Annotated in this window: 19 protein-coding genes and 1 tRNA gene; 14 read left to right on the forward strand and 6 right to left on the reverse strand. The window is 33.8% G+C overall.

Annotated elements, in window-relative coordinates; all coding sequences use genetic code 11:
- The first annotated feature begins 263 nt into the window (after nt 1-263).
- From UMM65_RS12095 to UMM65_RS12115, 5 genes are all read left to right on the forward strand, one after another.
- Nucleotides 264-1,913, forward strand: a complete 1,650-nt coding sequence (locus UMM65_RS12095; RefSeq protein ID WP_321976833.1) for an OmpA family protein — start codon at nt 264-266, stop codon at nt 1,911-1,913.
- A gap of 106 nt (nt 1,914-2,019) precedes the next feature.
- Entirely contained in the window at nt 2,020-3,585 is a 1,566-nt protein-coding gene (locus tag UMM65_RS12100; RefSeq protein WP_321976834.1) for an OmpA family protein, read from the forward strand.
- Between the two features lie 122 nt (nt 3,586-3,707).
- Entirely contained in the window at nt 3,708-7,607 is a 3,900-nt protein-coding gene (locus UMM65_RS12105) for a class I tRNA ligase family protein (protein WP_321976836.1), read from the forward strand.
- A gap of 5 nt (nt 7,608-7,612) precedes the next feature.
- Complete coding sequence (locus UMM65_RS12110) at nt 7,613-7,990, forward strand: TraR/DksA family transcriptional regulator (RefSeq protein WP_321976838.1); 378 nt, start codon at nt 7,613-7,615, stop codon at nt 7,988-7,990.
- A 180-nt stretch (nt 7,991-8,170) separates the two neighbouring features.
- Complete coding sequence (locus UMM65_RS12115; protein WP_321976908.1) at nt 8,171-8,908, forward strand: lipoprotein signal peptidase; 738 nt, start codon at nt 8,171-8,173, stop codon at nt 8,906-8,908.
- 3 nt (nt 8,909-8,911) lie between these two features.
- Here the strand turns inward: UMM65_RS12115 and UMM65_RS12120 are convergent, their stop codons facing one another.
- On the reverse strand, nt 8,912-9,454 hold the full coding sequence (locus UMM65_RS12120) for a hypothetical protein (RefSeq protein ID WP_321976840.1): 543 nt from the start codon (nt 9,452-9,454) through the stop codon (nt 8,912-8,914).
- 80 nt (nt 9,455-9,534) lie between these two features.
- Here UMM65_RS12120 and uvrC point away from each other — a divergent pair, with 80 nt between their 5' ends.
- Both uvrC and UMM65_RS12130 read left to right on the forward strand, forming a co-directional pair.
- The gene (gene uvrC, locus UMM65_RS12125) at nt 9,535-11,334 is read left to right on the forward strand and encodes an excinuclease ABC subunit UvrC (protein WP_321976842.1); all 1,800 of its coding nucleotides are present in this window, start codon (nt 9,535-9,537) and stop codon (nt 11,332-11,334) included.
- 6 nt (nt 11,335-11,340) lie between these two features.
- On the forward strand, nt 11,341-13,566 hold the full coding sequence (locus UMM65_RS12130; RefSeq protein ID WP_321976845.1) for a patatin-like phospholipase family protein: 2,226 nt from the start codon (nt 11,341-11,343) through the stop codon (nt 13,564-13,566).
- Nucleotides 13,567-13,634: 68 nt separating this feature from the next.
- On the opposite strand, the gene UMM65_RS12135 is transcribed toward UMM65_RS12130, so the two are convergent.
- The 4 genes from UMM65_RS12135 to UMM65_RS12150 are packed head-to-tail and all read right to left on the reverse strand — an operon-like array spanning nt 13,635 to nt 20,417.
- Nucleotides 13,635-17,147, reverse strand: a complete 3,513-nt coding sequence (locus UMM65_RS12135; protein ID WP_321976847.1) for an efflux RND transporter permease subunit — start codon at nt 17,145-17,147, stop codon at nt 13,635-13,637.
- 44 nt (nt 17,148-17,191) lie between these two features.
- Nucleotides 17,192-18,388 (reverse strand): efflux RND transporter periplasmic adaptor subunit, encoded by a 1,197-nt coding sequence (locus UMM65_RS12140; protein WP_321976849.1) that lies wholly within the window; start codon nt 18,386-18,388, stop codon nt 17,192-17,194.
- 13 nt (nt 18,389-18,401) lie between these two features.
- Nucleotides 18,402-19,811, reverse strand: coding sequence for a TolC family protein (locus UMM65_RS12145; RefSeq protein WP_321976851.1), 1,410 nt, complete (start codon nt 19,809-19,811; stop codon nt 18,402-18,404).
- Nucleotides 19,812-20,417 carry a TetR/AcrR family transcriptional regulator gene (locus UMM65_RS12150; protein WP_321976853.1) on the reverse strand — a complete coding sequence of 202 codons (606 nt, stop codon included), beginning with the start codon at nt 20,415-20,417 and terminating at the stop codon, nt 19,812-19,814.
- 124 nt (nt 20,418-20,541) lie between these two features.
- Here UMM65_RS12150 and UMM65_RS12155 point away from each other — a divergent pair, with 124 nt between their 5' ends.
- From UMM65_RS12155 to UMM65_RS12165, 3 genes are all read left to right on the forward strand, one after another.
- Nucleotides 20,542-21,507, forward strand: a complete 966-nt coding sequence (locus UMM65_RS12155; RefSeq protein WP_321976855.1) for a polyprenyl synthetase family protein — start codon at nt 20,542-20,544, stop codon at nt 21,505-21,507.
- 71 nt (nt 21,508-21,578) lie between these two features.
- Nucleotides 21,579-21,652 (forward strand) — tRNA-Ile (locus tag UMM65_RS12160).
- Between the two features lie 454 nt (nt 21,653-22,106).
- A complete protein-coding gene (locus tag UMM65_RS12165; RefSeq protein WP_321976857.1) occupies nt 22,107-22,313 on the forward strand; it encodes a PID-CTERM protein-sorting domain-containing protein in 207 nt (68 codons plus the stop codon).
- On the opposite strand, the gene UMM65_RS12170 is transcribed toward UMM65_RS12165, so the two are convergent.
- Entirely contained in the window at nt 22,314-22,904 is a 591-nt protein-coding gene (locus UMM65_RS12170; protein ID WP_321976859.1) for a riboflavin synthase, read from the reverse strand.
- A gap of 57 nt (nt 22,905-22,961) precedes the next feature.
- On the opposite strand from UMM65_RS12170, the gene pdxA reads away from it, so the two are divergent.
- The 4 genes from pdxA (at nt 22,962) to UMM65_RS12190 (ending at nt 25,938) form a co-directional block, all read left to right on the forward strand.
- Nucleotides 22,962-23,999 carry a 4-hydroxythreonine-4-phosphate dehydrogenase PdxA gene (gene pdxA / locus UMM65_RS12175; RefSeq protein WP_321976861.1) on the forward strand — a complete coding sequence of 346 codons (1,038 nt, stop codon included), beginning with the start codon at nt 22,962-22,964 and terminating at the stop codon, nt 23,997-23,999.
- A 49-nt stretch (nt 24,000-24,048) separates the two neighbouring features.
- Nucleotides 24,049-24,585: a YceD family protein gene (locus tag UMM65_RS12180; protein ID WP_321976862.1), complete on the forward strand. Its 537-nt coding sequence runs from the start codon at nt 24,049-24,051 to the stop codon at nt 24,583-24,585.
- A 1-nt stretch (nt 24,586) separates the two neighbouring features.
- Nucleotides 24,587-24,781, forward strand: coding sequence for a 50S ribosomal protein L32 (rpmF, locus tag UMM65_RS12185; protein WP_321976863.1), 195 nt, complete (start codon nt 24,587-24,589; stop codon nt 24,779-24,781).
- Between the two features lie 158 nt (nt 24,782-24,939).
- Nucleotides 24,940-25,938, forward strand: a complete 999-nt coding sequence (locus UMM65_RS12190) for a beta-ketoacyl-ACP synthase III (RefSeq protein ID WP_321976865.1) — start codon at nt 24,940-24,942, stop codon at nt 25,936-25,938.
- Nucleotides 25,939-25,950 lie beyond the last annotated feature (12 nt).

A 25,950-nucleotide genomic window follows, 5' to 3' on the forward strand; every position in this document is an offset into this window, starting at 1 on the left:
TTTTAAGGGAAAAGTAAATTAAAATAACTCTATAACAACCATAATTTATTTACAGTATTCTCCATTATTTTTAGGTTAAATAGTTTTTTAGGATTGATTAATGCTAAATTATTTTACCTAAACAATACTATAATTATATATGATGACGTTATTAGAGGTAATAATTAGAATTTTATAACGTTCTAATTGTGCATAATTGGCTTCAATTATGTAAAAAGCTAGGGAAAAGGGAGAGGAATTAAATGTAAATAAATAACCTAATAATGAAAAAATATCTTGTAATAGTATTATTGCTAAGTGTAGTAAGTCTTTATGCTCAAGACGGAGGAGGAAAATATGTCATTAAAAATTTAGAAGTAAATACTGAACAATCTGAATTTGGTACTGCTTATCACGGATCGGATAAATTGGTTTTTGCAGCTCCCAGACGTGGTTTCAGAGTAATTCGCGATGTTTGGGAACCTAATGGTCAACGTTTTCTGGACCTATACGAAGGCGATATCAGCGAAGACGGATCGGTAGCTAATAAAAGAAGACTTAAAGGAGAGGTAAATTCTAGATATCACGAAGCAAGTGTAACTTTTTCTAAGGATGGTAAAACAGTTTATTTTACCAGAGACAATTACTACAATAAAAAATTAGGAATAGATAATCAAGGTTATACCAATTTGGCTATGTTTAAAGCCACGGTAAATAACAAGGGCGAGTGGATAAATATTATACCAATGCCTTTTAACAATGTGGAATACTCTGTGGGACATCCCACGTTAAGTGATGATGAGAAAACACTATATTTTACTTCTGATATGCCCGGAACTTTAGGAGAAACGGACATTTATAAAGTGGAAGTGAACGAGAGTGGATTCGGGAATCCAGTGAATTTAGGAGATAAAATCAATTCAACGGCCAAGGATTGGTTTCCTTTTGTTGATGGTGACATATTGTACTTTTCCTCTACCAGAGCTGGTGGAAAGGGAGGTATAGATATTTATGCTAGTAAGCTGAAAGGATACATGGCCAACCCCGTAAATTTAAGTTTAAATACTGCTAGTGACGACTTCGCATTTATTATTAACAGTGAAACTAGAAAAGGGTATTTTTCTTCCAATAGAGAAGGTGGCAAAGGTGATGATGACATTTATTCTTTCATTGAAGAAGAACCGGTTGATTTTAGATGCCTTCAATTGGTAACTGGAGATGTCAGGGACAAAATTTCAACGAGTTTATTGCCCGGTTCAGAAGTAATATTAAGTGACAAAGATGGAAACACAATAACATCTACAATTGTTAAAGACGATGCTACATTTTCATTCGAAATATCATGTGAAACCGAATACAAATTAGAAGGTAAAAAAATAGGTTTTGCACCTCAGTCAATTTCTTTTACAACTTCTGACGAAGCTGATAAAGAAGTAAAAATGCCCCTTTTATTAGGTGCTGGCAATATGATTGCAGGCAACAATAACAATGGTACACAAGGCGAAGGTGTAGATAAAAAACCCGAAGGCCTGCCAGATGTTTTACCAGATGAAATAGTGAAATTACCATCAGGGAATTATGGTGTAAATATTGAGCCTATTTATTTTGATTTGAATTCTTCATATTTGAACAAACAAGCAAAAACGGAGTTGCAGAAAGTAGTCGATTTGATGAACAAATATCCTAAGATGATTATAGAAGCTGCTTCACATACAGATTCTAGGGCTCCGGCTGGTTATAATATTTGGCTATCGAACAATAGAGCCAAAAGAACTGTTGAATATATTATCGGAAGAGGTATTGATCCTTCAAGAATAACAGGTAAAGGTTACGGCGAAACACAATTGATTAACGATTGTGATGATAACACCAGCTGTACCGAAGCCCAGCATCAGCAGAATAGACGGTCTGAGTTTGTAATAATCAGAATGTAATAAAAGCAAAGAAAACAAAAGACCTTCATAAAATTTGAAGGTCTTTTTGCATAACTTAGATATGCTTTGGCACAACCTTTGAATTATAAGAGCAAAGAATAACCCAATGAGAAGCTTAATAATCTTAATTTTTGTTTTAAGTACCGTATTTTCAAACGCTCAAATAGAAAGAGCAGATTCTATAAAAGCAGCTGAATACAGTATTAAAAACCTAGAGGTAAATACAAAATATCAAGATTTTGGTTCTACTTTTATGGGTAAAGATAAAATTGTCTTTTCTTCAAGCAGAAAAACAGCTGGATTATCCAACCGCAAATGGAAAAAGAATGATCAACCTTTCTTAAACTTATATATTGGTGATTTAAAAAGTAATGGCGAAATCGTAAATGTAAAACCTTTTTCTAGCGATGTTAACTCGAAATATCACGATGCTTTTGTAGCATTTACACCTGATTTGAAAGAAGTTTATTTTACTTCTAATAATTATATGGGCGGTAAATTAAAATCAGAAGGTCTAAAAATATTTAAAGCTACAGTCGATAAAAAAGGACATTGGAAAGATTTTTCTTCGTTACCTTTTAATGATGATGATTACGATACGGGTCACCCAATGATTAGTGCGGACGGCTCAAAATTATATTTTGTGTCCAACATGCCCGGAACTTTAGGCGATACCGATATTTTTGTGGTAGATTTAAATCAAGGTCATTACGGTAAAATCATTAATTTAGGTGAAACTATCAATTCAAAATACAAAGAATATTCGCCTTATGTTGATGGAGATGTTATTTATTTTTCTTCAAATCGTCCAGGGGGTAAAGGTGGTTTTGACATTTATATGACCAAATTAGACGGTTCAATACCCGAGCCTATTAACCTTGGGGAACCTATGAACAGTAAGGGTGATGATATTTCTTTTATTATAGATAGCGATAAATTGCAAGGTTATTTTTCATCCAATAGAAATGGTGGTATGGGTGATGACGATATTTATTCTTTCAAACAAAAAACTACTATTGCAATTTGTGATCAGATTGCCACTGGTATCATAAAAGATAAAGTTACGGGAAATAGGGTCGGCAATGCTTTTGTAGCTCTTATAGATGAAAATGGAAACCGTATCCGCAGAATTGAAACTGCTTTTGATGGTGAATATTATTTTGGGGTTGACTGTGCATCAAATTATACGCTAGAAGTCACAAAAAATGGATATTTCAGCACATCTGTAGATCTTGAGACTTCCAATAAAAATGGTTTTGACAACAATGAAGTCATTTTCATTGAAGAAAAAGAATTTATGGACAGAAAAGATTATGAAATCTTAAATGTACCCAATATCACATTTACGATAAACACTGCGGAAATAACAGAATCCTCAGAAAGAGCCTTGGATAAAGTAATGCGATTGATGAAAAAGTATCCTAACATGGTAATTGAATTTGGGGCTCATACAGACTCAAGAGGTCCTGATGCCTATAATTTAAGCTTAACTAAGAGTAGAGCTACGGCAGTAGTTAATAATCTTCTGGAAAGAGGATTAGATCATAGAAGAATTACTGGAAAAGGATACGGTGAAACGCAGCCGCTCAACAAATGTGTAAACAATGTGCCTTGCACCGATTTAGAATATTTAGAAAATAAGCGTACAGAATTTGTGGTGATTAAAAAGTAACCGTAAATCAATCAAACGATTATAAAAAAGCATCTTAATTTTAAGATGCTTTTTTCTTGTGATAAAATTAATATTTTCAATAAAATACGTAATTTCGCGACTCGAAAGAATCAAGACAGAAAATGAGTACGCCATTTAGAGAATATAAAGGTTTAGACCTGACGAAAGTAGCCGATGAAACCCAACAATTTTGGGAAGAAAATGATATATTCCAAAAAAGTATTACTTCTCGTGATGCCAACAAGCCATTTGTGTTTTATGAAGGTCCACCGTCCGCTAACGGATTACCGGGAATTCATCATGTTATGGCCCGTACTATTAAAGACATTTTTTGCAGGTACAAAACTTTACAAGGTTACCAAGTAAAACGTAAAGCAGGTTGGGATACCCACGGTTTGCCCATTGAATTAGGTGTTGAAAAAGAATTGGGCATTACCAAAGAAGATATTGGCACAAAAATATCGGTTGAAGAATATAATGAGGCTTGTAAAAAAGCTGTAATGCGTTATACCGATGTTTGGGAAGAACTCACCCGTAAAATGGGACACTGGGTGGACATGAACGACCCGTATGTTACCTATAAACCCAAATATATGGAATCTGTTTGGTGGTTGCTAAAGCAGATTTATGACAAAGGTTTAATGTATAAAGGCTATACCATTCAGCCCTATTCACCAAAAGCAGGGACAGGATTAAGCTCTCATGAATTAAATCAGCCAGGTACGTATCAAGATGTAACTGATACAACCGTGGTGGCACAATTTAAGAGCCTCCCCCCAGCCCCCTCCGAAGGAGGGGGAGTTAGCAACTCCATAGAAAAAGCGTTCAGTTTGAATTCTTCCTCAGAGGGGAAGATAGATGGGGCTTTTTATTTTTTAGCATGGACTACTACTCCTTGGACATTACCTTCTAACACAGCATTGACGGTTGGGAATAAAATCGATTATGTGTTGGTTTCAACTTATAACCAATATACTTTTGAACCTATTAATGTAATTCTAGCTAAGAATTTGGTTGGAGAGCAGTTTGCAGGGAAATTTATAAAAGTCGATTCAGATGATGAATTGAAAAATTATAAAGAGGGTGACAACCTGTCTGCCGGCAAGGCAGGGAAAATTCCATATAAAATCATTGCGGAATGCAAAGGTGCTGACCTTGTCGGAATCAAATACGAACAACTATTACCGTACGCTTTACCATATCAAAACCCAGAAAATGCATTTAGGGTTATTGCTGGCGATTTTGTTACAACAGAAGACGGTACAGGTATTGTACATACGGCACCTACTTTTGGTGCAGATGATGCGTTGGCAGCAAAACAGGCTGAACCAGAAATTCCACCAATGTTAGTGATGGATGAAAATGGGAATCCCGTTCCTTTAGTTAACTTACAAGGTAAATTCAGACCAGAAATGGGCGAATTTGCTGGTAAATATGTAAAGAACGAATATTACGAAGATGGCGAAGCACCAGAACGTTCTGTTGACGTGGAACTTGCTATTAAATTAAAAGAAGAAAACAAAGCTTTTAAGGTAGAAAAATATAAGCACAGTTACCCCAATTGTTGGCGTACAGATAAACCGATTTTATATTATCCTTTAGATTCTTGGTTTATAAAAGTATCCGATAAGAAGGATAGAATGTACGAACTGAACCAAAGCATCAACTGGAAACCAAACTCAACGGGTGAAGGTCGTTTTGGTAATTGGCTTAAAAATGCTAACGATTGGAATTTATCGCGTTCGCGTTTTTGGGGTATTCCTTTACCAATATGGAGAACAGAAGATGGTAAGGAAGAAATCATAATCGGTTCTGTTGAAGAGCTTAAAGTTGAAATGAAAAAGGCCGTTAAGGCAGGTTTCATGGACGCAGATATTTTTGCTGATTTTGAGGTCGGAAATATGAGCGAAGAAAATTACGATCTCATAGATTTACACAAAAACATAGTCGATAAAATCACGTTAGTTTCACCATCGGGTAAACCAATGCAACGAGAATCTGACTTAATCGATGTCTGGTTCGATTCTGGTTCTATGCCTTATGCACAATGGCATTATCCGTTTGAAAAAGCCCCATCTAGCTTCCCCTCAGGGGAAGAACCCAAACTTGACAAAAAGTATAATACTGCTCGAAAATCAATTTATCCTCTGTTAAAGGAGCTAAAAGAAAATAGAAGAAAAACGCCTACCGAAGCCGAGAAAATTCTTTGGGATTCTTTAAGAGGTAAAAAATTAGACGGCTTAAAATTTAGAAGAGAACATATAGTTGACCAATTTATTGTTGATTTTGTTTGCCTATCCAATCAATTAGTCGTTGAAGTTGATGGTGGTTATCACTCAAAACCTGAAATTCAAGAAGCTGATAAATTGAGAACAGAAATACTTGAACAACTTGGTTTTAAGGTAATCCGTTTCTCCAATGAAGAAGTTATCGGAGACATTGACAATGTTTTAGAAAAAATTTCTAAAGCATCTGAGTGTCTTCCCCCTAAGGGGGAAATAAAGGGGGCTATTCCTTTCCCTGCCGATTTTATTGCCGAAGGGGTTGACCAAACCAGAGGTTGGTTTTACACACTGCACGCAATTGGTACGTTGATTTTTGATACCAATGCGTATAAAAATGTGGTTTCTAATGGATTGGTGTTGGACAAAGACGGTAAAAAAATGTCCAAACGTTTGGGCAACGCCGTTGATCCGTTTGAAACGATGAAGAAATATGGTGCAGATGCAACCCGTTGGTATATGATTTCCAATGCAAATCCATGGGATAATCTAAAATTTGATATTGAAGGTATTGAGGAAGTCAGACGTAAATTCTTCGGAACGCTCTACAACACCTATTCGTTTTTTACATTATATGCCAATATTGATAATTTTACATATTCAGAAGCCGATATTGACAATGATAAAAGACCTGAAATTGACCGTTGGATAATTTCCGAACTGAATACATTGATAAAAAATGTAGAAGATTACTATAACGATTATGAACCTACAAAGGCAACCAGGGCCATTCAAAATTTTGTAACCGAAAACTTAAGCAATTGGTTTGTACGTTTAAGCAGAAGACGTTTTTGGAAAGGAGATTACCAGCAAGATAAAATTTCTGCGTATCAAACGCTTTATACCTGTTTGTTGACGGTAGCAAAATTGGGTTCGCCTGTGGCACCTTTTTATATGGATCAATTGTACAGGGATTTAACCAATGCTACTAATGGTAAAAAAGAGGAATCCATTCATTTGGATGAATTTCCTGAATTTCAAGAAGCGTTAATTGATGAGGCTTTAGAACGTAAAATGCAAAAGGCACAAGCTATTTCCTCTATGGTTTTATCTTTACGGAAAAAAGAAATGATAAAAGTACGTCAACCGTTGCAACGGATTATGATTCCCGTTTTGGATACTCAAGACAAAGAAGATATTGAAGCGGTTGCCGAGTTGATAAAGTCAGAAGTAAATGTAAAAGAAATTGAACTGATTGATGATGCCTCGGGAATTTTGGTAAAAAATATAAAACCAAATTTTAAAGTATTGGGGCCAAAATTTGGAAAGGATATGCGATTTGTGGCTGCTGAAATAGGGAAGTTGACAAAAGACGATATCTCAACAATTGAAAAACAAGGCAAAATTCCGTTAAAAATTGGAGAAAATTCCGTAACTTTAACCATAGATGAAGTTGAAATAGTCTCGCAAGATATAGAAGGTTGGTTGGTGATAAACCAAGGCAATTTAACTGTAGCTTTAGACGTTACTATTTCTGATGAGTTACGTAAAGAGGGTATAGCCAGAGAGTTGGTAAACAGAATTCAGAATTTAAGAAAAGAATCAGGTTTGGAAGTAACCGATAAAATAAAATTAAAAATAGAGAAAGATGGAATTGTTGATGTTGCAATTAATGACAACGCCACATATATTAAAAACGAAACATTGACTAACGAGTTATTGTTAGAAGACGAAGTAAGTGGTGGCATAGAAATTGCCTTTGACGATGTAAACACAAAATTATTAATTGAAAAAAATTAAAGAAAATGACTGAGAATAAAGAAAAATACTCGGACGCTGAATTACAAGAATTCAAAGAAATTATCTTGAAAAAAATAGAGAATGCTGAGGAAGATTTACGCTTGATTAAAAGTGCTTATAAAAACGATAGTAACAATGGTACAGATGACACTTCGCCTACATTTAAGGCATTTGAAGAAGGTTCTGAAACCATGTCAAAAGAATCTAATGTGCAATTGGCAATCCGTCAAGAAAAATTTATTAGAGATTTAAAAAATGCTCTATTGCGTATCGAAAATAAAACTTATGGTATTTGCCGTGTAACCGGTAAACTGATTCAAAAAGAACGCTTAAAATTAGTACCTCATGCTACGCTCAGCATAGAAGCTAAAAATGCTCAATAGTTATTATATATTTTATAAGAGAGACTTCCCAAAATAGGAAGTCTTTTTGTTTGCCCCCTTTTCGTTAGTTTGATCACATTGGAGCTTGCAAAAGACCTGCTCTTCAAATGCAAATATTGTGTTAAACAATTCCACAACTGAATAATATTCTTATTTTTGCAACACTTTCGGAAAAAGATTCTGCTAATGAAAAAAGCCGTTATTATAATTATTATCATTTTATTGATAGACCAGTGGAGCAAGGTTTATATAAAGACCCATTTCGTTTTGGGTGATGGATTTAAAGTAATGGGCTTAGATTGGTTTAGAATTCACTTTATAGAAAATTATGGTATGGCTTGGGGTACCGAGTTTGGTGGTTCCAATGGTAAGTTGTTCTTAACTTTTTTTAGGCTCATTGCTATTGTCGGTATTGGCTACTGGCTGTATTCCGCTGTGAAAACTAACGGACATAAAATTTTAATCATTGCCATCGCGTTAATATTTGCAGGAGCCATGGGTAATATTATTGACTCGGTTTTTTATGGTGTTCTTTTTGGAGACAGTCATGGCTCAGTAGCTACATTTTTACCTGAAGAAGGTGGTTATGGTACTTTATTTCATGGTAAGGTGGTGGACTTATTCTACTTTCCTATTATAGAAAATGCCCAATTACCTTCATGGATTCCAGAAATTAGTTTTAATTGGCCAGACTGGATTCCAGGTATTGGTGGTAAAAACTTTTCATTATTTGTGGACAGAAATTTCACCTTTTTCCAATATGTTTTTAATGTTGCAGATGCCGCTATCACAGCAGGTGTTTCGTTATTATTGATTTTCAATAAAAAGGTTTTCCCTAAAAAAGAAAAAGAAGAAGAACCAAAAGATCAAATTGTTCCACCAGTGGTAGTAAGGCATTACGAAAAGCCGAAAAGCTAATTGTTACAAATCAAATCCTAAATTCAGTTGCAGCATAAGAGGAAAGATATTTCCGTTTCCTAAACCATCAAAGTAGTAAATAGGACCCATGTCGAACAATAAATGAAAATTCTTACCGTATTTTCTTTGAAACCCCCATGTTGGACCGATAGCAAAATCAAAATCTGATGTCCTAGTTATATTACCAGCAAGAGAATATCCTCTCATAAGAAATCTGGCTGAAATAAAATTCCCTGAATTGTTGTCAATTGTTTTATTCTTTTCAATCCGTTTAGCCAAATTATAAAACCATTTTTCTTGTAAATCAATAAATGGATTAATCATATAGATAAAACCTGTACCGCTACTAACGGTTAAGTGTGGGTATGAACCATCAAAACTAATTCCAATTGCAGATGAAAGAGTGGAATGAGCTCCCGTTGGTAGTTCCAATTCAATTGCAGGGTTCAAAAAGTTGACTCTCCAAACCTTTTCTGTTTTGTTATCTTGACAATGAATAGTTGATGTTACCAGTAAAAATAGAATTAAACAAGTAGTATATTTCATATTAAAAACATTTGTGCAATAATAATTTAAAATATCCTTAAAAAATATGATAAAAGTCATTAAGTTCTTAACTTCGCTTTATGGTTAATACCGATTTAGAACTTCAAATAAAAACCTTACCAAATACACCTGGTGTTTATCAATATTTTGATAAAAACAATACTATTTTATATGTTGGTAAAGCAAAAAATCTTAAAAAAAGGGTAAACTCATATTTTACTAAAAATCACGAATACGGTAAAACTAAAGTTTTAGTAAAGAAAATTACATCCATTAAACATATAGTGGTTTCTACCGAAATGGATGCTTTGTTGTTAGAGAACAATCTTATAAAAAAATACAAACCACGTTATAATATCTTACTAAAAGACGATAAAACCTACCCGTGGATTTGTATTAAAAAAGAGCCTTTCCCCAGGGTGTTTTTAACCAGAAACGTAATTAAAGACGGTTCTGAATATTTTGGGCCATACACTTCGGTAAGAACGGCAAAAGCATTGCTTTCATTGGTAAAGGAGCTGTACCAATTAAGAACCTGTGCTTATGATTTGTCTCAAAAAAATATTGAGGCTGGTAAATATAAAGTTTGTTTAGAGTATCATATTAAAAATTGCCAAGGCCCTTGTGAGGGCTTGCAAGAAGAAAATGATTATCTTGAGAATATTGATGCCATTAGAAATATTATAAAAGGTAATTTTAAAGATGCATTGCAACATTTTAAAAGTGTAATGTTACAATTTTCAGAAAACCATGAGTTTGAGGAAGCTCATAAAATTAAGGAGAAAATAGATTTATTGGCTAATTATCAGGCAAAGTCAACTGTTGTAAATCCTTCAATTTCCAATGTTGATGTATTTTCTATTATTTCTGACGAGAGTTTCGCTTACGTTAACTTTTTTAAATTGATGAACGGGGCAATAATCCAATCGCATACCACAGAAATTAAAAAGAAATTGGATGAAAGTGATAAACATTTATTGGAGCTATCAATTATTGAAATTAGGCAACGATTCAATTCGCAATCTAAAGAAATATATGTACCATTTAAGGTTAATGTTGGCGATGAAATTAAAGTCGTTATCCCAAAGCAAGGAGATAAAAAACATATTGTAGACCTTTCGCTACGTAATGCAAAATACTATAGGCAAGAGCGTTTTAAACAGATTAAAATAGTTGACCCTGACAGGCATACTAACAGAATAATGGCCCAAATGCAAAAAGATTTGCGATTGCCAAAAGAACCCAGATATATAGAGTGTTTTGATAATTCGAATATTCAGGGAACGCATCCAGTGGCTGCTTGCGTGGTTTTTAAAAACGGAAAACCGAGCAAGAGCGATTATCGTAAATATAATATAAAAACCGTTGAAGGCCCTGACGATTTTGGCTCCATGGAAGAAGTGGTGCACAGAAGGTACAAACGTTTGTTGGACGAGGGGCAAGAATTGCCGCAGCTTATCGTTATAGATGGAGGTAAAGGCCAGTTGTCATCAGCTTTAAAAAGTTTGGATGTACTAGGCTTGCGAAAAAAAATTGCCATTATAGGTATTGCAAAACGTCTGGAAGAAATTTTTTATCCAGATGATCCCATTCCATTGTATTTGGATAAAAAATCGGAAACTTTGAAGATTATTCAACAGTTACGGAACGAAGCACACAGGTTTGCTATTACTTTTCATAGAAATAAACGGAGTAAAAGTGCAATTCAAACCGAACTTGAGCAAATACCGGGAATTGGCAAAAATACAGTAGAAAATTTATTAAAACACTTTAAATCAGCTAAACGTGTTTCAAAGGCATCGTTGAAGGATATAGAAAAAATAATAGGGAATTCTAGAGCAACCAAAGTGCATAATTACTATCATTTAAAAGAAAATTAATTCTTAATGTTAAAAAAAATACTAATCGTACTATTATTAAGTCAAACACCCTATATGTTTGGTCAAGATAGTATTAAACCTCAAAAGGACTTAAAAGTAGGGTTGGTATTAAGCGGTGGTGGAGCAAAGGGCTTTGCTCATGTTGGAGCTTTAAAAATATTGGAAGAGGCTGGTGTTAGAATAGATTATATAGGCGGAACAAGCATGGGAGCCATTATCGGTGCGTTGTATTCTTCTGGGTATTCTGCAAGTGAGTTGGATTCTATTATAACTTCACTTGATTTGAACGAATTAATGCAAGATAATTTACCAAGGAAATCAAAATCTATTTATCAAAAGGAAAATACCGAAAAATATGCACTGACATTACCCATAAAGAATAGAGGAGTTCAATTACCCACCGCTCTTTCTAAAGGGCAGAACGTATTTAATATTTTAACGCAACTGACAGATCATGTGCACAACATAACAGATTTTTCCAAGTTGCCCATTCCATTTTTTTGTATAGCTACCAACTTAGAAGACGGTTCAACAGAAATTTTAGAAGACGGATTTTTACCCCAAGCCCTTAGGGCAAGTGGTTCTTTTCCTACCTTATTGGATCCTGTTGAGGTTAATGGTAAATTGTTAACCGACGGAGGGGTTGTCAATAATTTTCCTGTAGATATTATGAGAGAGAAAGATGTAGATATTATTATTGGCATTGATGTTCAAGATAAATTGAAAGGGCAAAAGGGATTAAATTCTGCCCTGGAAATAGTAATGCAAATTGTTAGTTTTCAAATGTATAGTGATGGTGAACGCAAAAGAAACCAAGCAGATGTTTATATACACCCTGACATAACCGACTTTAACGTAATTTCTTTTGATGCCACCAAAGATATCATTGAAAGTGGAAAACGGGCAGCAAAAAAACAGCTGAGTGCTTTTCAGCAAATAGCGAAAAAACAAAACATCAAAGATTATAATTTTAACAAAAAAAATATTTTAAAAAATGAATATATAACTTTTGATGAAATAAAAATTTCAGGAAATAAAAATTATACGGATGAATATGTTATTGGTAAATTAAATTTTAAAGAAAAAGATTCTATTTCATATCGAGGTATCACCGACGGAATAAATAATTTATCGGCAACAGGCAATTTTAGAAACATTCAATATCAGTTTGTGCCAAACAATGAAAGTACTAACCTGCAATTAAAACTAAGAGAAGAGGAATTGTCCACTTTTTTACAGTTTGGAGTGCATTATGATGATCTGTACAAAACTGGGGTATTAATAAACTTAACCTCTAAACATGCTATTTTTAAAAATGATGTACTCTCTGCCGATTTGATTTTAGGAGATAATATCAGATACAATATAGATTATTTTATTGATAATGGGTTCCATTGGAGTTATGGTATAAAAACAAGATATAATAAATTTAAGAAATCTTTTTTCGAAAATATAATAAATGATGATGCAGCAGGTGTAAACGTTGGCAAAGTGCCAATAAATTATAATGACTATACTACGCAGCTTTTTGTTCAAAATGCTTTTACCAAGGGTATTGCAATTAGGTTGGGAGCTGAAAACAAATATATACGAACCTATTTTGAAACAATAGAAGGCAACAATCAAATTAAAAACTTTGTGGATAAGACCTCGTATGTAAGTGCTTATACAAATTTACTCTTAGATACTTATGACAATAAAAACTTTCCTAAAAAAGGAATCTATTTTTTTGCCGATTACCATGCTTATTTATTGGCCTCTAATTTTGATGAAAGTTTTAAACCTTTTTCTCAATTAAAAGGGGAATTGGCAGGAGCATTCACTATCGGGAATAAATTTACCACGCAAATTGTGTCTCAGGCAGGTATTACCATAGGAGATGGTACTCGGATATTTAATTATTTTTTAGGAGGAGCCAACAAAAATTTTATTAATAATTTCTATAACTTTTATGGATATGATGTAGCTGATTTGGGCGAAAGTGCTTTCTTAAAAACAGCGGTTACCCTGCGTTACGAATTGTTTAAAAAAAATCATATTTCTTTTATTGCCAATGCCGCCAGAGCCGAAAAAGATATATTTAATGAAGGAGCTATTTTTGACAATACCAAAATAGGCTTTGCTGCCGGATATAGTGTCGAATCTTTTTTAGGTCCACTTGAAATCAAGTACGCATGGTCCCCGGATACCCAACGTAACTACTGGTTATTTAATGTGGGCTTTTGGTTTTAAAAGATTTTAGTGTTTCAGTTCAATATGACTTATTATCTGAAAGCATATTAGGCCATATCATATATAAATTAACCTTCAATTACAATATCACCGTCACTAACAATTGGTTGTTTATGCTTTCTATCAAAAATTCTAAACTTTAATTTAGTAACTAAATAGAATAATATAGGTACAACAATTAGGGTTAAAAACGTTGCCACTATTAATCCGTAAATAACCGTCCACGCCAAGGGTCCCCAGAAAATAACATTGTCACCGCCCATATAGATATTGGCATCAAACTCGCTAAAAAACGTAAAGAAATTAATATTAAGACCGATGGCCAGGGGAATTAATCCAAGAATAGTGGTAATGGCCGTAAGCAATACAGGTCTTAAACGTGCTTTACCCGCCCTGACTACACACTCAAAAATTTCATCTAATTGAAGATGTTCATCGTCATCCAAGTCTTTTTCAACAATTTTTCTATCGACTAGTAATTGGGCATAATCCAGTAAAACCACACCATTATTTACTACAATTCCCGCTAGGGAAATAATCCCCATCATGGTCATCATTATTACAAAAGGAGCTCCGGTAATAACCAAACCGCCAAAAACACCTATTAGACTTAAAAATATGGCTATCATAATAATTCCAGGTTTTGAAACGGAATTAAATTGAAAAATAAGAATAAAGAAAATCAAACTTAAACCTGTAAAAAAGGCAGTCATTAAGAAAATCATTTGTTTTTCTTGCTCTTCTATTTGACCCGTAAAATCAAATTCAATATCATCTGGTAGCTGCTTAAAGCTTTTCATTTCATTCTGAATTTGAGCCACTATGGCTCCAGCATCCGTAAAACCTGGTGACAGAGCGGAGTAAACGGTAACTACACGTTTTAATTTCTTATGTTTTATGGCACTAAATCCAGAAGTGTTATTTTGCTTGGCTACAGTTGAAACTGGAATTTCTTTAATTTGCCCAGAAGCGGGGTCTCTAAAAATTATATTTTGATTAAAAATAGCACTGGTATTGTATCTGTTCTCTTCGTTAAAACGTACATAAATGTCAAAATCATCACCATCTTCTTTATAAATACCTGCTTTAGAACCAAAAATGGAATTCCGTAATTGCTGCCCTACCTGTCCTGAACTTACACCTAATTCCCCTGCTTTTTTTCTGTCAACTACAACCTGTGTAGTAGGTTTGTCTTTGTTTACATCTATTTTAAGCTCGTCAATACCCGCAATATTTCTAGAATTGATAAAATCACGCATTTGTTCGGCAGTATTTATCAATTCATTATAGTCTTTGCCCGCTATTTCAATATTAATTGGTGCACCTGCAGGAGGCCCATTAACATCTTTTTCTACTGAAATTAAAACGCCTGGATAAATACCTACTAAGGCTTTTTGTACTTTTTGTCGTAATAGTTCGCTATCTTCACCACGCCTGTATTTATACTCACGCATGGTGGCAGTAACCTTTGCCTTATGAGGCATTTCAGAAGCTGAACCGCCATCAGTATTTGGATTGCCTGCACCTTCACCAACTTGTGCCACGGCACTTTCAACCATAAAATTGTATTCACCATCTTTATACTGATCGTTATTTAATTCTGCATAAACACGCTTTTCAATTTCTTTAGTTATGGCATTTGTTTTCTCAATGTCCGTACCCTGCGGATATTCTATATAAACAATAATCTGATTGGGTTTGTTATCAGGAAAAAACTCTACTTTGGTACGTTGAGTGGCTAAGGAAGCCCCGAAAGAAACAAACGCTACAATTAGCAACACAAAAGTTGCTATCGTAATTACGTAAGGTCTCCATTTAGTTAAAGCCCATCTTATTTGTTTTTCGTACCAGTTTTCTAATTTAACCAAAGCTCTTGTTTGAAAATTGTTTGCCCACCTTCTTAAAAACAATCTGTAAACCCATAACATTATGGCTGTAAAAATCATTAGCGTACCCAATCCGCGATATGCACCACCAAAAATGATAACCAATAAGCCTATAAAAGCCATTACACTGGTAATAATTATGATATTCTTAAGTGGCATATCTTTATCTTCAGTGGTCATAAATTTTGACACCAAAACCGAGTTAAAGAAAATAGCTACAAAAAGTGAAGAACCTAAAACGACAGATAATGTTATGGGAAAAAATTTCATAAATTCCCCCATCATTCCCGGCCATAAACCCAATGGAATAAATGCAGCTACAGTAGTGGCCGTTGAAATTATGATAGGAAAAGCTATTTCGCCGATCCCTTTTTTTGCAGCTTCTGTGCGACTCATACCTTCTTCGTCCATTAAACGATAAACGTTTTCTACCACAACAATACCGTTATCCACCAGCATTCCCAAGCCCATAATCAATCCAAATAAAATCATGGTGTTAAGCGTATATCCGAGCATATTTAAAATCATTAAAGACATAAACATGGACATGGGTATGGCAAACCCAACAAAAATGGCATTTTTAAAGCCTAAAAAGAACATTAATACCGTAACAACCAGTATAATACCAAAAATAATGTTGTTAACCAGATCATCTACCATACCTGTGGTTATGGATGATTGATCATTGTTAAGGGTTATTTGTAAATCTTGTGGGAATTCGTTTTTTTCAGCTTCTTTTACAATCTCTTTTATTTGGTCTATGGCAGCCACCATATTTTTTCCGGCACGCTTTTTAACATCTAGCATTACAACCGGTTTTCCAAATTCCCTTGCATAGGTAGTTCTATCTTTTTCTTGAAAAGAAACATCGGCAATATCCTTAAGGTAAATAGGATTGTTGTTCTCTGATTTTACAACAAAATTATTCAGCTCGGCTGGACTTTCAATTTCGCCTAAAATACGTACTGTTCTACGCTGCCCACTTGCTATTAAATTACCCGCCGACATGGTAACATTACCATTGTTTATGGCACCAATTACATCGCTAAAGCTGACTTTGGCGGCCATCATTTTATAAATATCAACCGCTACTTCAACTTCTTTATCTTGAGCACCGCGAATGTCCGCTTTTTTAATTTCCGTTAAATCTTCAATTTCATCTTGCAATACTTCAGCATATTCCTTTAATTTTTCGATAGTATAATCACCAGAAATACTAATGTTCAATATTGGAAATTCTTCTGACAAGCTCAATTCGAAGACATTAGGCTCAACTTTCGCATCATTAAAGGTAGGCCAGTCTTCACTGGAAGTTTCCGAGTCAATCTCATCTTTTACTTTTTGCTTGGCTTGTTCAACAGTAATGTTTTCATCAAATTCTACGATAACCATAGAATAATCCTCTTGAGATGTTGAGGTAATTTCTACAACATTACTAACTGTTTTTAATTTATCTTCTAACGGATCTGTAATTAACTTTTCTATGTCTTCGGCGGTATTGCCCGGAAAGATTGAACTTACATAAATTTTTGTTTCTTTAACTTCTGGAAAACTCTCTCTGGGCATAGCAAAATAAGCTGAAATACCTAAAAACAAGATAACAGCAATCATTACATAAATGGTTGTACTATTATTAATTGCCCAAGATGAAAAACCAAACTCTTTATCTACATTCTTTTTTTGTTGTTTCGCCATTTTTTGTAACTGAATGATTAAATTTAATAAACTATTAATACTGTTTATTGAATACTATCTTTTGCTTGGTTGGTATTCTCTAAAATTTTTACTGCCTGTCCGTTCTTCACACTTCTAGCACCTTCTTGAATAATTTCGGTACCATTTTCCAACCCTTTTAACACTTCTATAATATCGCCTTGTGTTCTTCCGGTTTCTATTATTACTTTTTCTGCAATACCTTCATTCTTGTCATTTATATCTTTAACCACATATACATATTGTTCACCATTGGCATTTTCAGAAATAATACTTTGCGGAATTAAATAAGCGTTTTCATTGGTATAATCGTTAATCTTTAGTTTGGCCGTTAAATTGGGTTTAATATCTTTGTCTTTATTAGGCACGGCTACCTCAATTTTAAAAGTACGGTTGCTCGGGTTAATATAATCTGCCGTTTGTCTTATTTTTGATTCGATGGTTTTACCGATAACAGGAAGTTCTACGTTTACTTTTTTGTTTTTTGTAACATTATTAATGTATCTTTCAGGCACTTCTGTTTCTATATACATATCGTTAAGATTAACAATTCGCATAATTTGAGTTTGACCTGCCCCAACAACACTACCTTGTTCGGTCATAATATCATCTATAGTACCAGAAAAAGGAGCTCTGACTGTTGTTTTTGCTAATTGCTGATCTAGCTGATTAATAGCTTTAGCTTGTGCCTCATAATTTGATTTGGCTTGTAAATACTGAATTTCACTACCAATACTTTGCTTCCACAAACGCTCTTGCCGCTCAAAAGTGGTTTTTGCCAAGTCCGCATTAATTTGCAATTGTGCTTTTTGCTGGCTTAAACCTCCATCATCAATTTTTGCCAATAATTGACCTTTTGATACTTTCTGCCCTTCTTTGACATAAACCCTCGATAAGATTCCAGAAAATTCAGGGTACAATACCAATAAATTTTTAGTAGTCACATTGCCCTGTAATTCTAAATAATGGTTAAAAGGCGTTTCTTTTGCCTTAAAAGTGGTAATTAACGGTACGTGCTTTACGGTATCTAAACTTGAAATTTTAGTGTCAAGTTGTTTTAGCTGCTCTTCAAATTCTTGTTGTTTTAATGCTACTTCAGCTCTTTTTGTTCTTATTTTTTCCAGATCATTACCCGCAATAACGTCTTCTACAGATTGGTTTTTATTGCCGCCACAAGAGGATAGCAATAAGGTAATTATAAGTGTTAATGTTATATTTTTCATGATGTATTGTATGTTAGTTGTTTGGAGTATTTAATATTGTTTCTAATTCAGCTTTTCTAGTAATAACATCTAGCATGGACTGTAATAATTCTTGTTGAGCCGTGTACAATTGTGTTTGAGCTTGACGTAACTCAAAACTTGAACCTATACCCTCAAAATATTTTGTTTGGTTCTTTTTTTCTATTCGTTCAGCTAGATTCAAATTTTGCTTTTTATTATTAAATTCTTCAATGGCAAATTGATAATTGCTTTTTGCCGATTCTAATTGCAATTGCAACTGTTGTTCGGTTTCGGTCAAATCATTTTCAGATTTTTCCAAGTTTATCTTAGCACGCTGGGTAGCTGCACTTCGTTTACCAGAACTAAACAGCGGAATGTTCAGACTTACACCAAATAATGATGATCCGAACCATTGCTGGTCTTTGTCAGCAAATGTGAAAGTATCGCTATTGCCCATGTATCCGCCGTTAACAAAGGCACTCAAGTTGGGCAGAGCTTTGCTTTTTTCTAATTTTAACAATAATTCTTTAGACGCTTTGTCGTTAGCGGCAATTTTATAATCAACCGTATTTTTAACATCGTTATTAGCTTCTAATAATTCTAGAGTTATGTTTTCTGAGGTTAAGTTCTCTAAGTTTTCTGTTAAAATGGTGTTGGTATAAATATCTAAGCCCATTGTTATATTTAACATTTGATAGGCTAAGGTTTTTAAACGTGAGGTATTGTTCAAATTGCTTTCAATACTTGATAATGTAATTTGTAATTGTTCTACACTTTCTTGTTCGTCCAAACCATTTTCATATAATTTGGTAATCTCGTATAAGTTTTTTTCTAATACAATTTTATTTTTCTCAAGTATCTTGACGCTTTCTTCGGCTAAAAGAACATTGCCGTAAGCATTTATAACAGCTTTTCTAATTTCTAAATCTGTTTTTTCTTTTGCATTTTTAGATATTTCTAAAAATACTTTGGCAGACTGCAGCCCAACCAAATAAGAACCATCAAATAGGAGTTGACTTAAGGTTGCGGTAGCGGTCATGCTTTGTTTGGTACCAAACCGTAAGGGGATGAATCCTTCAGGTGTAGCAACATCAAAGTTGGTTTGGTTGGTGTCAAAATAATCGTTTACAACATCAATTACACTTTGCGTATTGTCAAAAGCAGCGGCAGGCAAGAGAGAAACCTGCTGTTTTAACCAGTTCTGATAATCCATTTTAGCATTGATTTGCGGTAAACCGATAGCGGTAGTTTCCCATTTTTGCTTTTTTGCCGCATCAATGTCCAATTGGGCATTTTTAGCTTTTCTATTATTTTCCAAAGCATAGTCAATGGCTTGTTGCAAACTAAAACTTGTGGAGTTTTCTTGTGAAAATCCTAAAACGGAAAATAATAAACCAATTATCAGTAGTTGTATTTTTCTCATCTATAATTGTTTTTTGTCAATAATACTATTCAATATTTCTAGCCCTTTTGCTGTACATATTCCGCGTAAATGATATTCTAAAAAGTATTCCATCAGTGTTTTTTTTGAGAATTTTTCAGGCGAGAAAATATCATTATCCTTAATGGACATAACACCTGCAAAATATATTTTTGAAATGAATTCAATATTTATTGTCTTTCTATATAGTTCTAGTTCAATGCCTCTGTTTAAATTTTCACTTACACAATCTAACATTATATCAAATTGTTTTGTTTTTAATGTGGCAAATATCTTAGGATAGTATTTTTGCAATTGATATTGTGGTGATGATTTCTCATCTTTTAAGTGATGCATTACAAATTGTTTGATGTCGTATATTTCTTCTATCGGATTTTTTTTAAGTTCGCAAATACCATCTATTCCATTATTAATTGCCTCAAAAGTGTGCATTGTTGTTGCTTCAACTAATTTCGTTTTATTTGCGTAATGCTGATATATAGTTTTTTTTGATATTCCCATTTCATGGGCAATATCATCCATTGTTACACTTTTGAACCCGTAATTGAGAAATAAATCGGTAGCTGTATCTAATATTTTTTCTTTCATATTCGGTGCAAAACTACAACAAGGAAACTAAATAAACAAAAAAAGTTTCCAAAGTTTTATATTATTTTCACCTTTCTATTTTCTTTTACGGTCCATTACATTATTTTTACAAAAAATATAGGATTTGGAACTAGAGAAGTATAAAGCACTTTTTTTACGGCATTTATCAGAAAAAATAGAGATAAAAAAGCCAGTAAATTTATATGAACCGATTTATTATATATTAAACTTAGGTGGTAAAAGGCTTAGGCCGATATTGTGTTTGATGAGTTGTGATATTTTTGGGGGCAAAGTTAAAGATGCACTAGATGCGGCGTTGGCCATTGAAATGTTTCACAACTTTTCTCTTATACATGATGATATTATGGACGCTGCTCCAATTAGAAGAGGCAAGACCACGGTGCATGAAAAGTGGAGTGTTAACACTGGTATTTTATCTGGTGATGCCTTATTGGTCTGGGCAAAGCAATTGTTGGAATCTTACGATGGTCAAAAATACAAAAGTTTAAATACTTTATTCACAAAAACAGCTCTTGAAGTATGTGAAGGGCAGCAGTACGATTTTGATTTCGAATCAACCTTTAATGTAAATGTTGAGCAGTATATAGAAATGATTACACGGAAAACTGCCGTTTTGGTGGCTGCATCGTTGAAGTTTGGAGCTATTATTGCGGAAACCAGTAAAAAAGATTCTGAAAATATTTACAATTACGGTTTAAATTTAGGCATCGCTTTCCAACTGCAAGACGATTATTTGGATATTTATGGTAAAGAAGATTTTGGAAAACAAAAAGCGGGCGATATTATTGAAAATAAAAAAACATTTTTATTTTTGAAAACACTAGAATTAGCTAATGAAAATGATAGAAAAAAACTGGTAAAATTTTACGGTTCTAAAGAATATTCAGAAGGAAAGATTGAAGACGTAATAGCTTTATTTAATAAATACAAAGTTTCTGAGTTAATTGAGTTTGAGATTGAAAAGTACACATCAAAAGCTGTGCAAAGTATTAATAGTCTATCTATTAATAAAGATAAAAAGGATGGTTTGGTGAATTTTGCACAACAGCTGATGGAAAGGAAAATTTAACCGATAAATAAATTCTTAAAAACAATTGTCCAGTTTCTAAATAATTGGTAATATTGCATCCGCAAAATGCAGGTCCTATAGCTCAGCTGGTTAGAGCACCTGACTCATAATCAGGGGGTCCATGGTTCGAGCCCATGTGGGACCACAATTGAAATAGAAAATGTGTGGGGCGAGAAGCCTGTCCAGAGCGAATACGAAGTAAAACGAAGTATGAGTCGAAGGAAGCCCATGTGGGAGCACAAATTAGAAAAGGAATATAAGTAGGTGAGAGCCCTGTTCCGAATTTTGTTTTAAATTTATATAAAACAAAGTAGAAAGGAGGCTATCTTAATCCGCTTTTGAAATAACAAGGAGTTAAGTAAAAAAGTTGTCGTTAGATTAGTCTAATAAAACAGTGTGGTTTTTTATTGGTTTTTTTAAATCTTTAAGTAAATTTTGCACAATCACCAATTTAATCTTTAAAAGATTATTTGAGTCATAAATTTAGACTTTAGCGTTAAAATTAATGCCAACTTACTTACATATCCTAAAAAAGAATTTATATATTTGCAATTAATTAACGAGTTTTTCGTTAGTACTTGCAAAAAGGGGAAAGTTTTATGTTAAGAAAATATTTATTATTAATCTTGTTTGCTCTATTTTTGACTGCATCAACTAGTGTTTTCGCACAGCAACAAGGGGGAGGGCAAGGTCCGCCAGAGCCTGACGGAGGTCCGCCACCTGCAAACCCTATTGATGGTGGCTTAGGTCTTTTATTAGTAATTGGTGTAGGTTATGCTATAAAAAAGTTGAGAAAGGAAGACTAACTACTTATATGACTTTATAAGTCTTGCAACATATTTTCCAATTACATCAAATTCTAAATTTACCATGTCGTTTATTCGTATTGTGCCAAAATTCGTATGATTATACGTATAAGGTATAATAGCGACGCTAAACCTATTTTTTAAAGAGTTAACCACAGTCAAACTTACTCCATTAATAGTTATAGATCCTTTTTCTATAGTTAGATTATCTTTGTTTTCTTGATACTCGAAAGTAAAAATCCAGCTTCCGTTTTTTTCTTCTATGGCTATACACTTTCCGGTTTGGTCAACATGACCTTGCACTATATGCCCATCAAGTCTGTCGCCCAATTTCATGGCTCTTTCTAAGTTAATTTTATCATTGACTTTAAGTAAGTTTAAATTGGTTTTAGAAAGTGTTTCGTTAATAGCGGTTACAGTATAAGTATCCTTATTAATGTCAACTACCGTTAAGCAAACACCGTTATGGGCAATACTCTGATCAATTTTAAGTTCATTGATGAGTTTACTTTTTATAGTAATGTTAAGATTGGTTTTCTCCCTTTCTAAAGTGATAATCTCCCCTATACTTTCTATAATTCCTGTAAACATCTATATTAATTTTAATCAGTACTTTTGTAAGCTCAAAAATACGAATTTAATCGGTGTATGAAGAAAAATGAAACCATAAAAGTAGGTATTTCAGTTGGTGATATAAATGGCATTGGAATAGAAATAATTTTAAAAACATTTGAAGATTTAAGAATGTTGGAATTATGTACACCTATTATATTTGCTTCAAACAAAACATTTTCAATTCATAAAAAGCAATTGAATATTCATACTCAAACTTATGGGGTTGATTCTGTTTCTAAATGCGTACCTAACAAAATTAATTTGGTCAATATTTGGAAAGAGCAAGTGGAAGTTAATTTTGGCGAAGAGACTAAAAGTGGTGGAAAATACGCATTTTTATCACTGCAAGCGGCGGTCAAAGCCCTTAAAAACAATGAAATTGATGTTTTGGTGACTGCACCTATTAATAAGCATAATATTCAATCCGAAGATTTTAATTTTAGTGGACATACAGAGTATCTAGAAGCAAATTTGGAAGGTGAGAGCTTAATGATTTTAATGACTGATGAACTTAAAATAGGCTTAATCACGGGTCATATTCCTATCCAAAAGATTGCAGAAACCATTACGGCAGATTTAATTGAGAAGAAAGTCAAGATAATGCACAACTCGCTAATACAAGATTTTAAAATCAGTAAGCCAAAAATTGCAGTACTGGGATTGAATCCACATTGTGGTGATAATGGTGTTATTGGTGATGAAGATGATAATTTGATAAAACCTACTTTAGAAAAAATTCAAGCGGAAGGGAAATTGGTTTACGGCCCATTTTCGGCCGATAGTTTTTTTGGGTCAGGCTCTTACAAAAATTTTGATGGTGTTTTGGCCATGTACCACGATCAAGGTTTAGCTCCGTTCAAAACATTATCTTTTGGTAATGGTGTCAATTTCACCGCGGGTTTAAATAAAATCAGAACATCACCAGATCACGGTACGGCCTTTGAAATTTCAGGAAAAGGAGAAGCCAATAATAATTCATTTAAAGAAGCTTTATACACTGCAATCGATGTTTTTAAAAACAGATCAGAGTACAGCGAGCTTTCTGAAAATAAATTACGAGTAAGAAAATAGTTTATGTAAAATTTTTATTACATTTGCACGCTCATTTTTGATGGATATTATGAAAAAGAATATGTATGTAATTCCCTTTAAAGGATTAAAAGAATCAAATCATCAATTTGAGTTTCACATAAAAAAGGAGTTCTTTGATTTTTATCAATATGATGATATTTACAACGCTGATGTTTCAGTGCAACTTGATTTTAACAAAAAAAGCACTTTAATTGAACTGGAATTCAAGGCAAATGAGATTGTTGAATTAGTTTGCGATCTAACTAACGAGCTATATCAAGAACCTATCAAAGCTAAGTTAAGCTTGGTAATTAAATTTGGCGAAGTATTTAATGACGATGATATTGATGTTTTAATATTGCCACATGAGGCTTATGAGGTAGATGTCTCGCAATACATTTATGAAATGATCGTATTGGCAATTCCCTCAAAAAGAATTCATCCAGGAATAAAGGATGGAACTCTAAAATCGGAAATATTAGATAAATTGGAAGAATTAAAACCAAAAGAAGTAATAAATAATAAAGAAGGTTCTGACCCTAGATGGGATAAATTAAAAGGACTGATAACAGATAAAAAAGTATAAAATGGCACATCCTAAAAGAAAAATTTCTAAGCAAAGAAGAGATAAAAGAAGAACACATTACAAAGCAACTACTCCTCAAATAGCCAAAGATCCTACAACGGGAGAAGCACATTTATATCATAGAGCTCATTGGCACGAAGGTAAATTATATTATCGCGGTCAAATAGTAATTGATAGCGAAGAAGCGGTGGCTTAGTAAAAATTTTTAAAACACAAAAAAACCCTCTTTTTTGAGGGTTTTTTTGTGTTTTTTCGTTAAAATGGACGAAAACCACTCTTTTTTTGATAAAAAACGAAATAAAATTCATTACATTTGAACACTATTTTATCAAAACTACCAACTAAAAACAACATATGACTAAAATTACCGCTGCAATTACAGCTGTTGGAAAATATGTTCCCGATCATGTACTAACGAACAAAATGTTAGAGAGCATGGTAGAGACCAATGATGAATGGATTACCACACGTACAGGAATTAAAGAACGCAGAATATTAAAAGAACCAGGTAAAGGCACTTCTTTTTTGGCAATAAAAGCCGCCGAAAATCTACTTTCTAAAAGCAATTTAGACCCGAAAGAAATTGATTTGGTTATTGTAGGAACGGCCACCCCTGATATGCAAGCAGCATCTACGGCAGCTTTTGTCGCTTCAAAAATTGGAGCTACAGAAGCTTTTTCATTTGATCTTGAATCTGCCTGTTCTAGTTTTTTATATGGTATGTCAACCGCAGCTAGCTATATAGAAGCGGGTAGATATAAAAAAGTATTGCTTATTGGTGCTGATATGAATTCTTCAATGATAGATTACACAGATAGGGTTACCTGTATTATATTTGGTGATGGAGCGGGAGCCGCGTTATTTGAGCCAAATAACGAAGGTTTGGGTTTGCAAGATGAATATTTGAGAAGTGACGGTAACGGAAGGGAATTTTTAAACGTAGCTGCGGGTGGTTCAATATTGCCAGCATCGGAAGAAACGGTAAAAAACAAGCAACATTTTGTGCGTCAGGAAGGTAGGACGGTTTTTAAGTTTGCAGTTTCAAACATGGCTGATGTTAGCGAAAAGATGTTGGTAAGAAACAATTTAACTAAAGAAGATGTTGCTTGGCTAGCACCACATCAAGCAAATAATAGAATAATTGAGGCAACTGCCAATAGAATTGGTTTGGACATGGATAAAGTAATGGTCAATATCCACAAATACGGAAATACTACTTCCGCTACTTTGCCACTTTTGCTAGCCGATTATGAAGACCAACTCCATAAAGGGGACAATATAATTTTTGCCGCATTTGGCGGTGGCTTCACATGGGGAGCGATCTATCTAAAATGGGCATACAATTCGAAATAATTAACCTAAAAA

Source organism: Aureibaculum koreense (assembly GCF_034296135.1).
GTDB lineage: Bacteria > Bacteroidota > Bacteroidia > Flavobacteriales > Flavobacteriaceae > Aureibaculum.

Bases quoted from the DNA above. Each gene is read 5' to 3' on its own strand.
- UMM65_RS12145 (WP_321976851.1), bottom strand. From the start codon at position 19,811: ATGAGAAAAATACAACTACTGATAATTGGTTTATTATTTTCCGTTTTA.
- UMM65_RS12150 (WP_321976853.1), bottom strand. From the start codon at position 20,417: ATGAAAGAAAAAATATTAGATACAGCTACCGATTTATTTCTCAATTAC.
- UMM65_RS12100 (WP_321976834.1), top strand. From the start codon at position 2,020: ATGAGAAGCTTAATAATCTTAATTTTTGTTTTAAGTACCGTATTTTCA.
- UMM65_RS12110 (WP_321976838.1), top strand. From the start codon at position 7,613: ATGACTGAGAATAAAGAAAAATACTCGGACGCTGAATTACAAGAATTC.
- pdxA (WP_321976861.1), top strand. From the start codon at position 22,962: ATGAAGAAAAATGAAACCATAAAAGTAGGTATTTCAGTTGGTGATATA.
- UMM65_RS12095 (WP_321976833.1), top strand. From the start codon at position 264: ATGAAAAAATATCTTGTAATAGTATTATTGCTAAGTGTAGTAAGTCTT.
- UMM65_RS12120 (WP_321976840.1), bottom strand. From the start codon at position 9,454: ATGAAATATACTACTTGTTTAATTCTATTTTTACTGGTAACATCAACT.
- uvrC (WP_321976842.1), top strand. From the start codon at position 9,535: ATGGTTAATACCGATTTAGAACTTCAAATAAAAACCTTACCAAATACA.
- UMM65_RS12140 (WP_321976849.1), bottom strand. From the start codon at position 18,388: ATGAAAAATATAACATTAACACTTATAATTACCTTATTGCTATCCTCT.
- UMM65_RS12170 (WP_321976859.1), bottom strand. From the start codon at position 22,904: ATGTTTACAGGAATTATAGAAAGTATAGGGGAGATTATCACTTTAGAA.
- UMM65_RS12190 (WP_321976865.1), top strand. From the start codon at position 24,940: ATGACTAAAATTACCGCTGCAATTACAGCTGTTGGAAAATATGTTCCC.
- UMM65_RS12105 (WP_321976836.1), top strand. From the start codon at position 3,708: ATGAGTACGCCATTTAGAGAATATAAAGGTTTAGACCTGACGAAAGTA.
- rpmF (WP_321976863.1), top strand. From the start codon at position 24,587: ATGGCACATCCTAAAAGAAAAATTTCTAAGCAAAGAAGAGATAAAAGA.
- UMM65_RS12165 (WP_321976857.1), top strand. From the start codon at position 22,107: ATGTTAAGAAAATATTTATTATTAATCTTGTTTGCTCTATTTTTGACT.
- UMM65_RS12135 (WP_321976847.1), bottom strand. From the start codon at position 17,147: ATGGCGAAACAACAAAAAAAGAATGTAGATAAAGAGTTTGGTTTTTCA.
- UMM65_RS12130 (WP_321976845.1), top strand. From the start codon at position 11,341: ATGTTAAAAAAAATACTAATCGTACTATTATTAAGTCAAACACCCTAT.
- UMM65_RS12180 (WP_321976862.1), top strand. From the start codon at position 24,049: ATGAAAAAGAATATGTATGTAATTCCCTTTAAAGGATTAAAAGAATCA.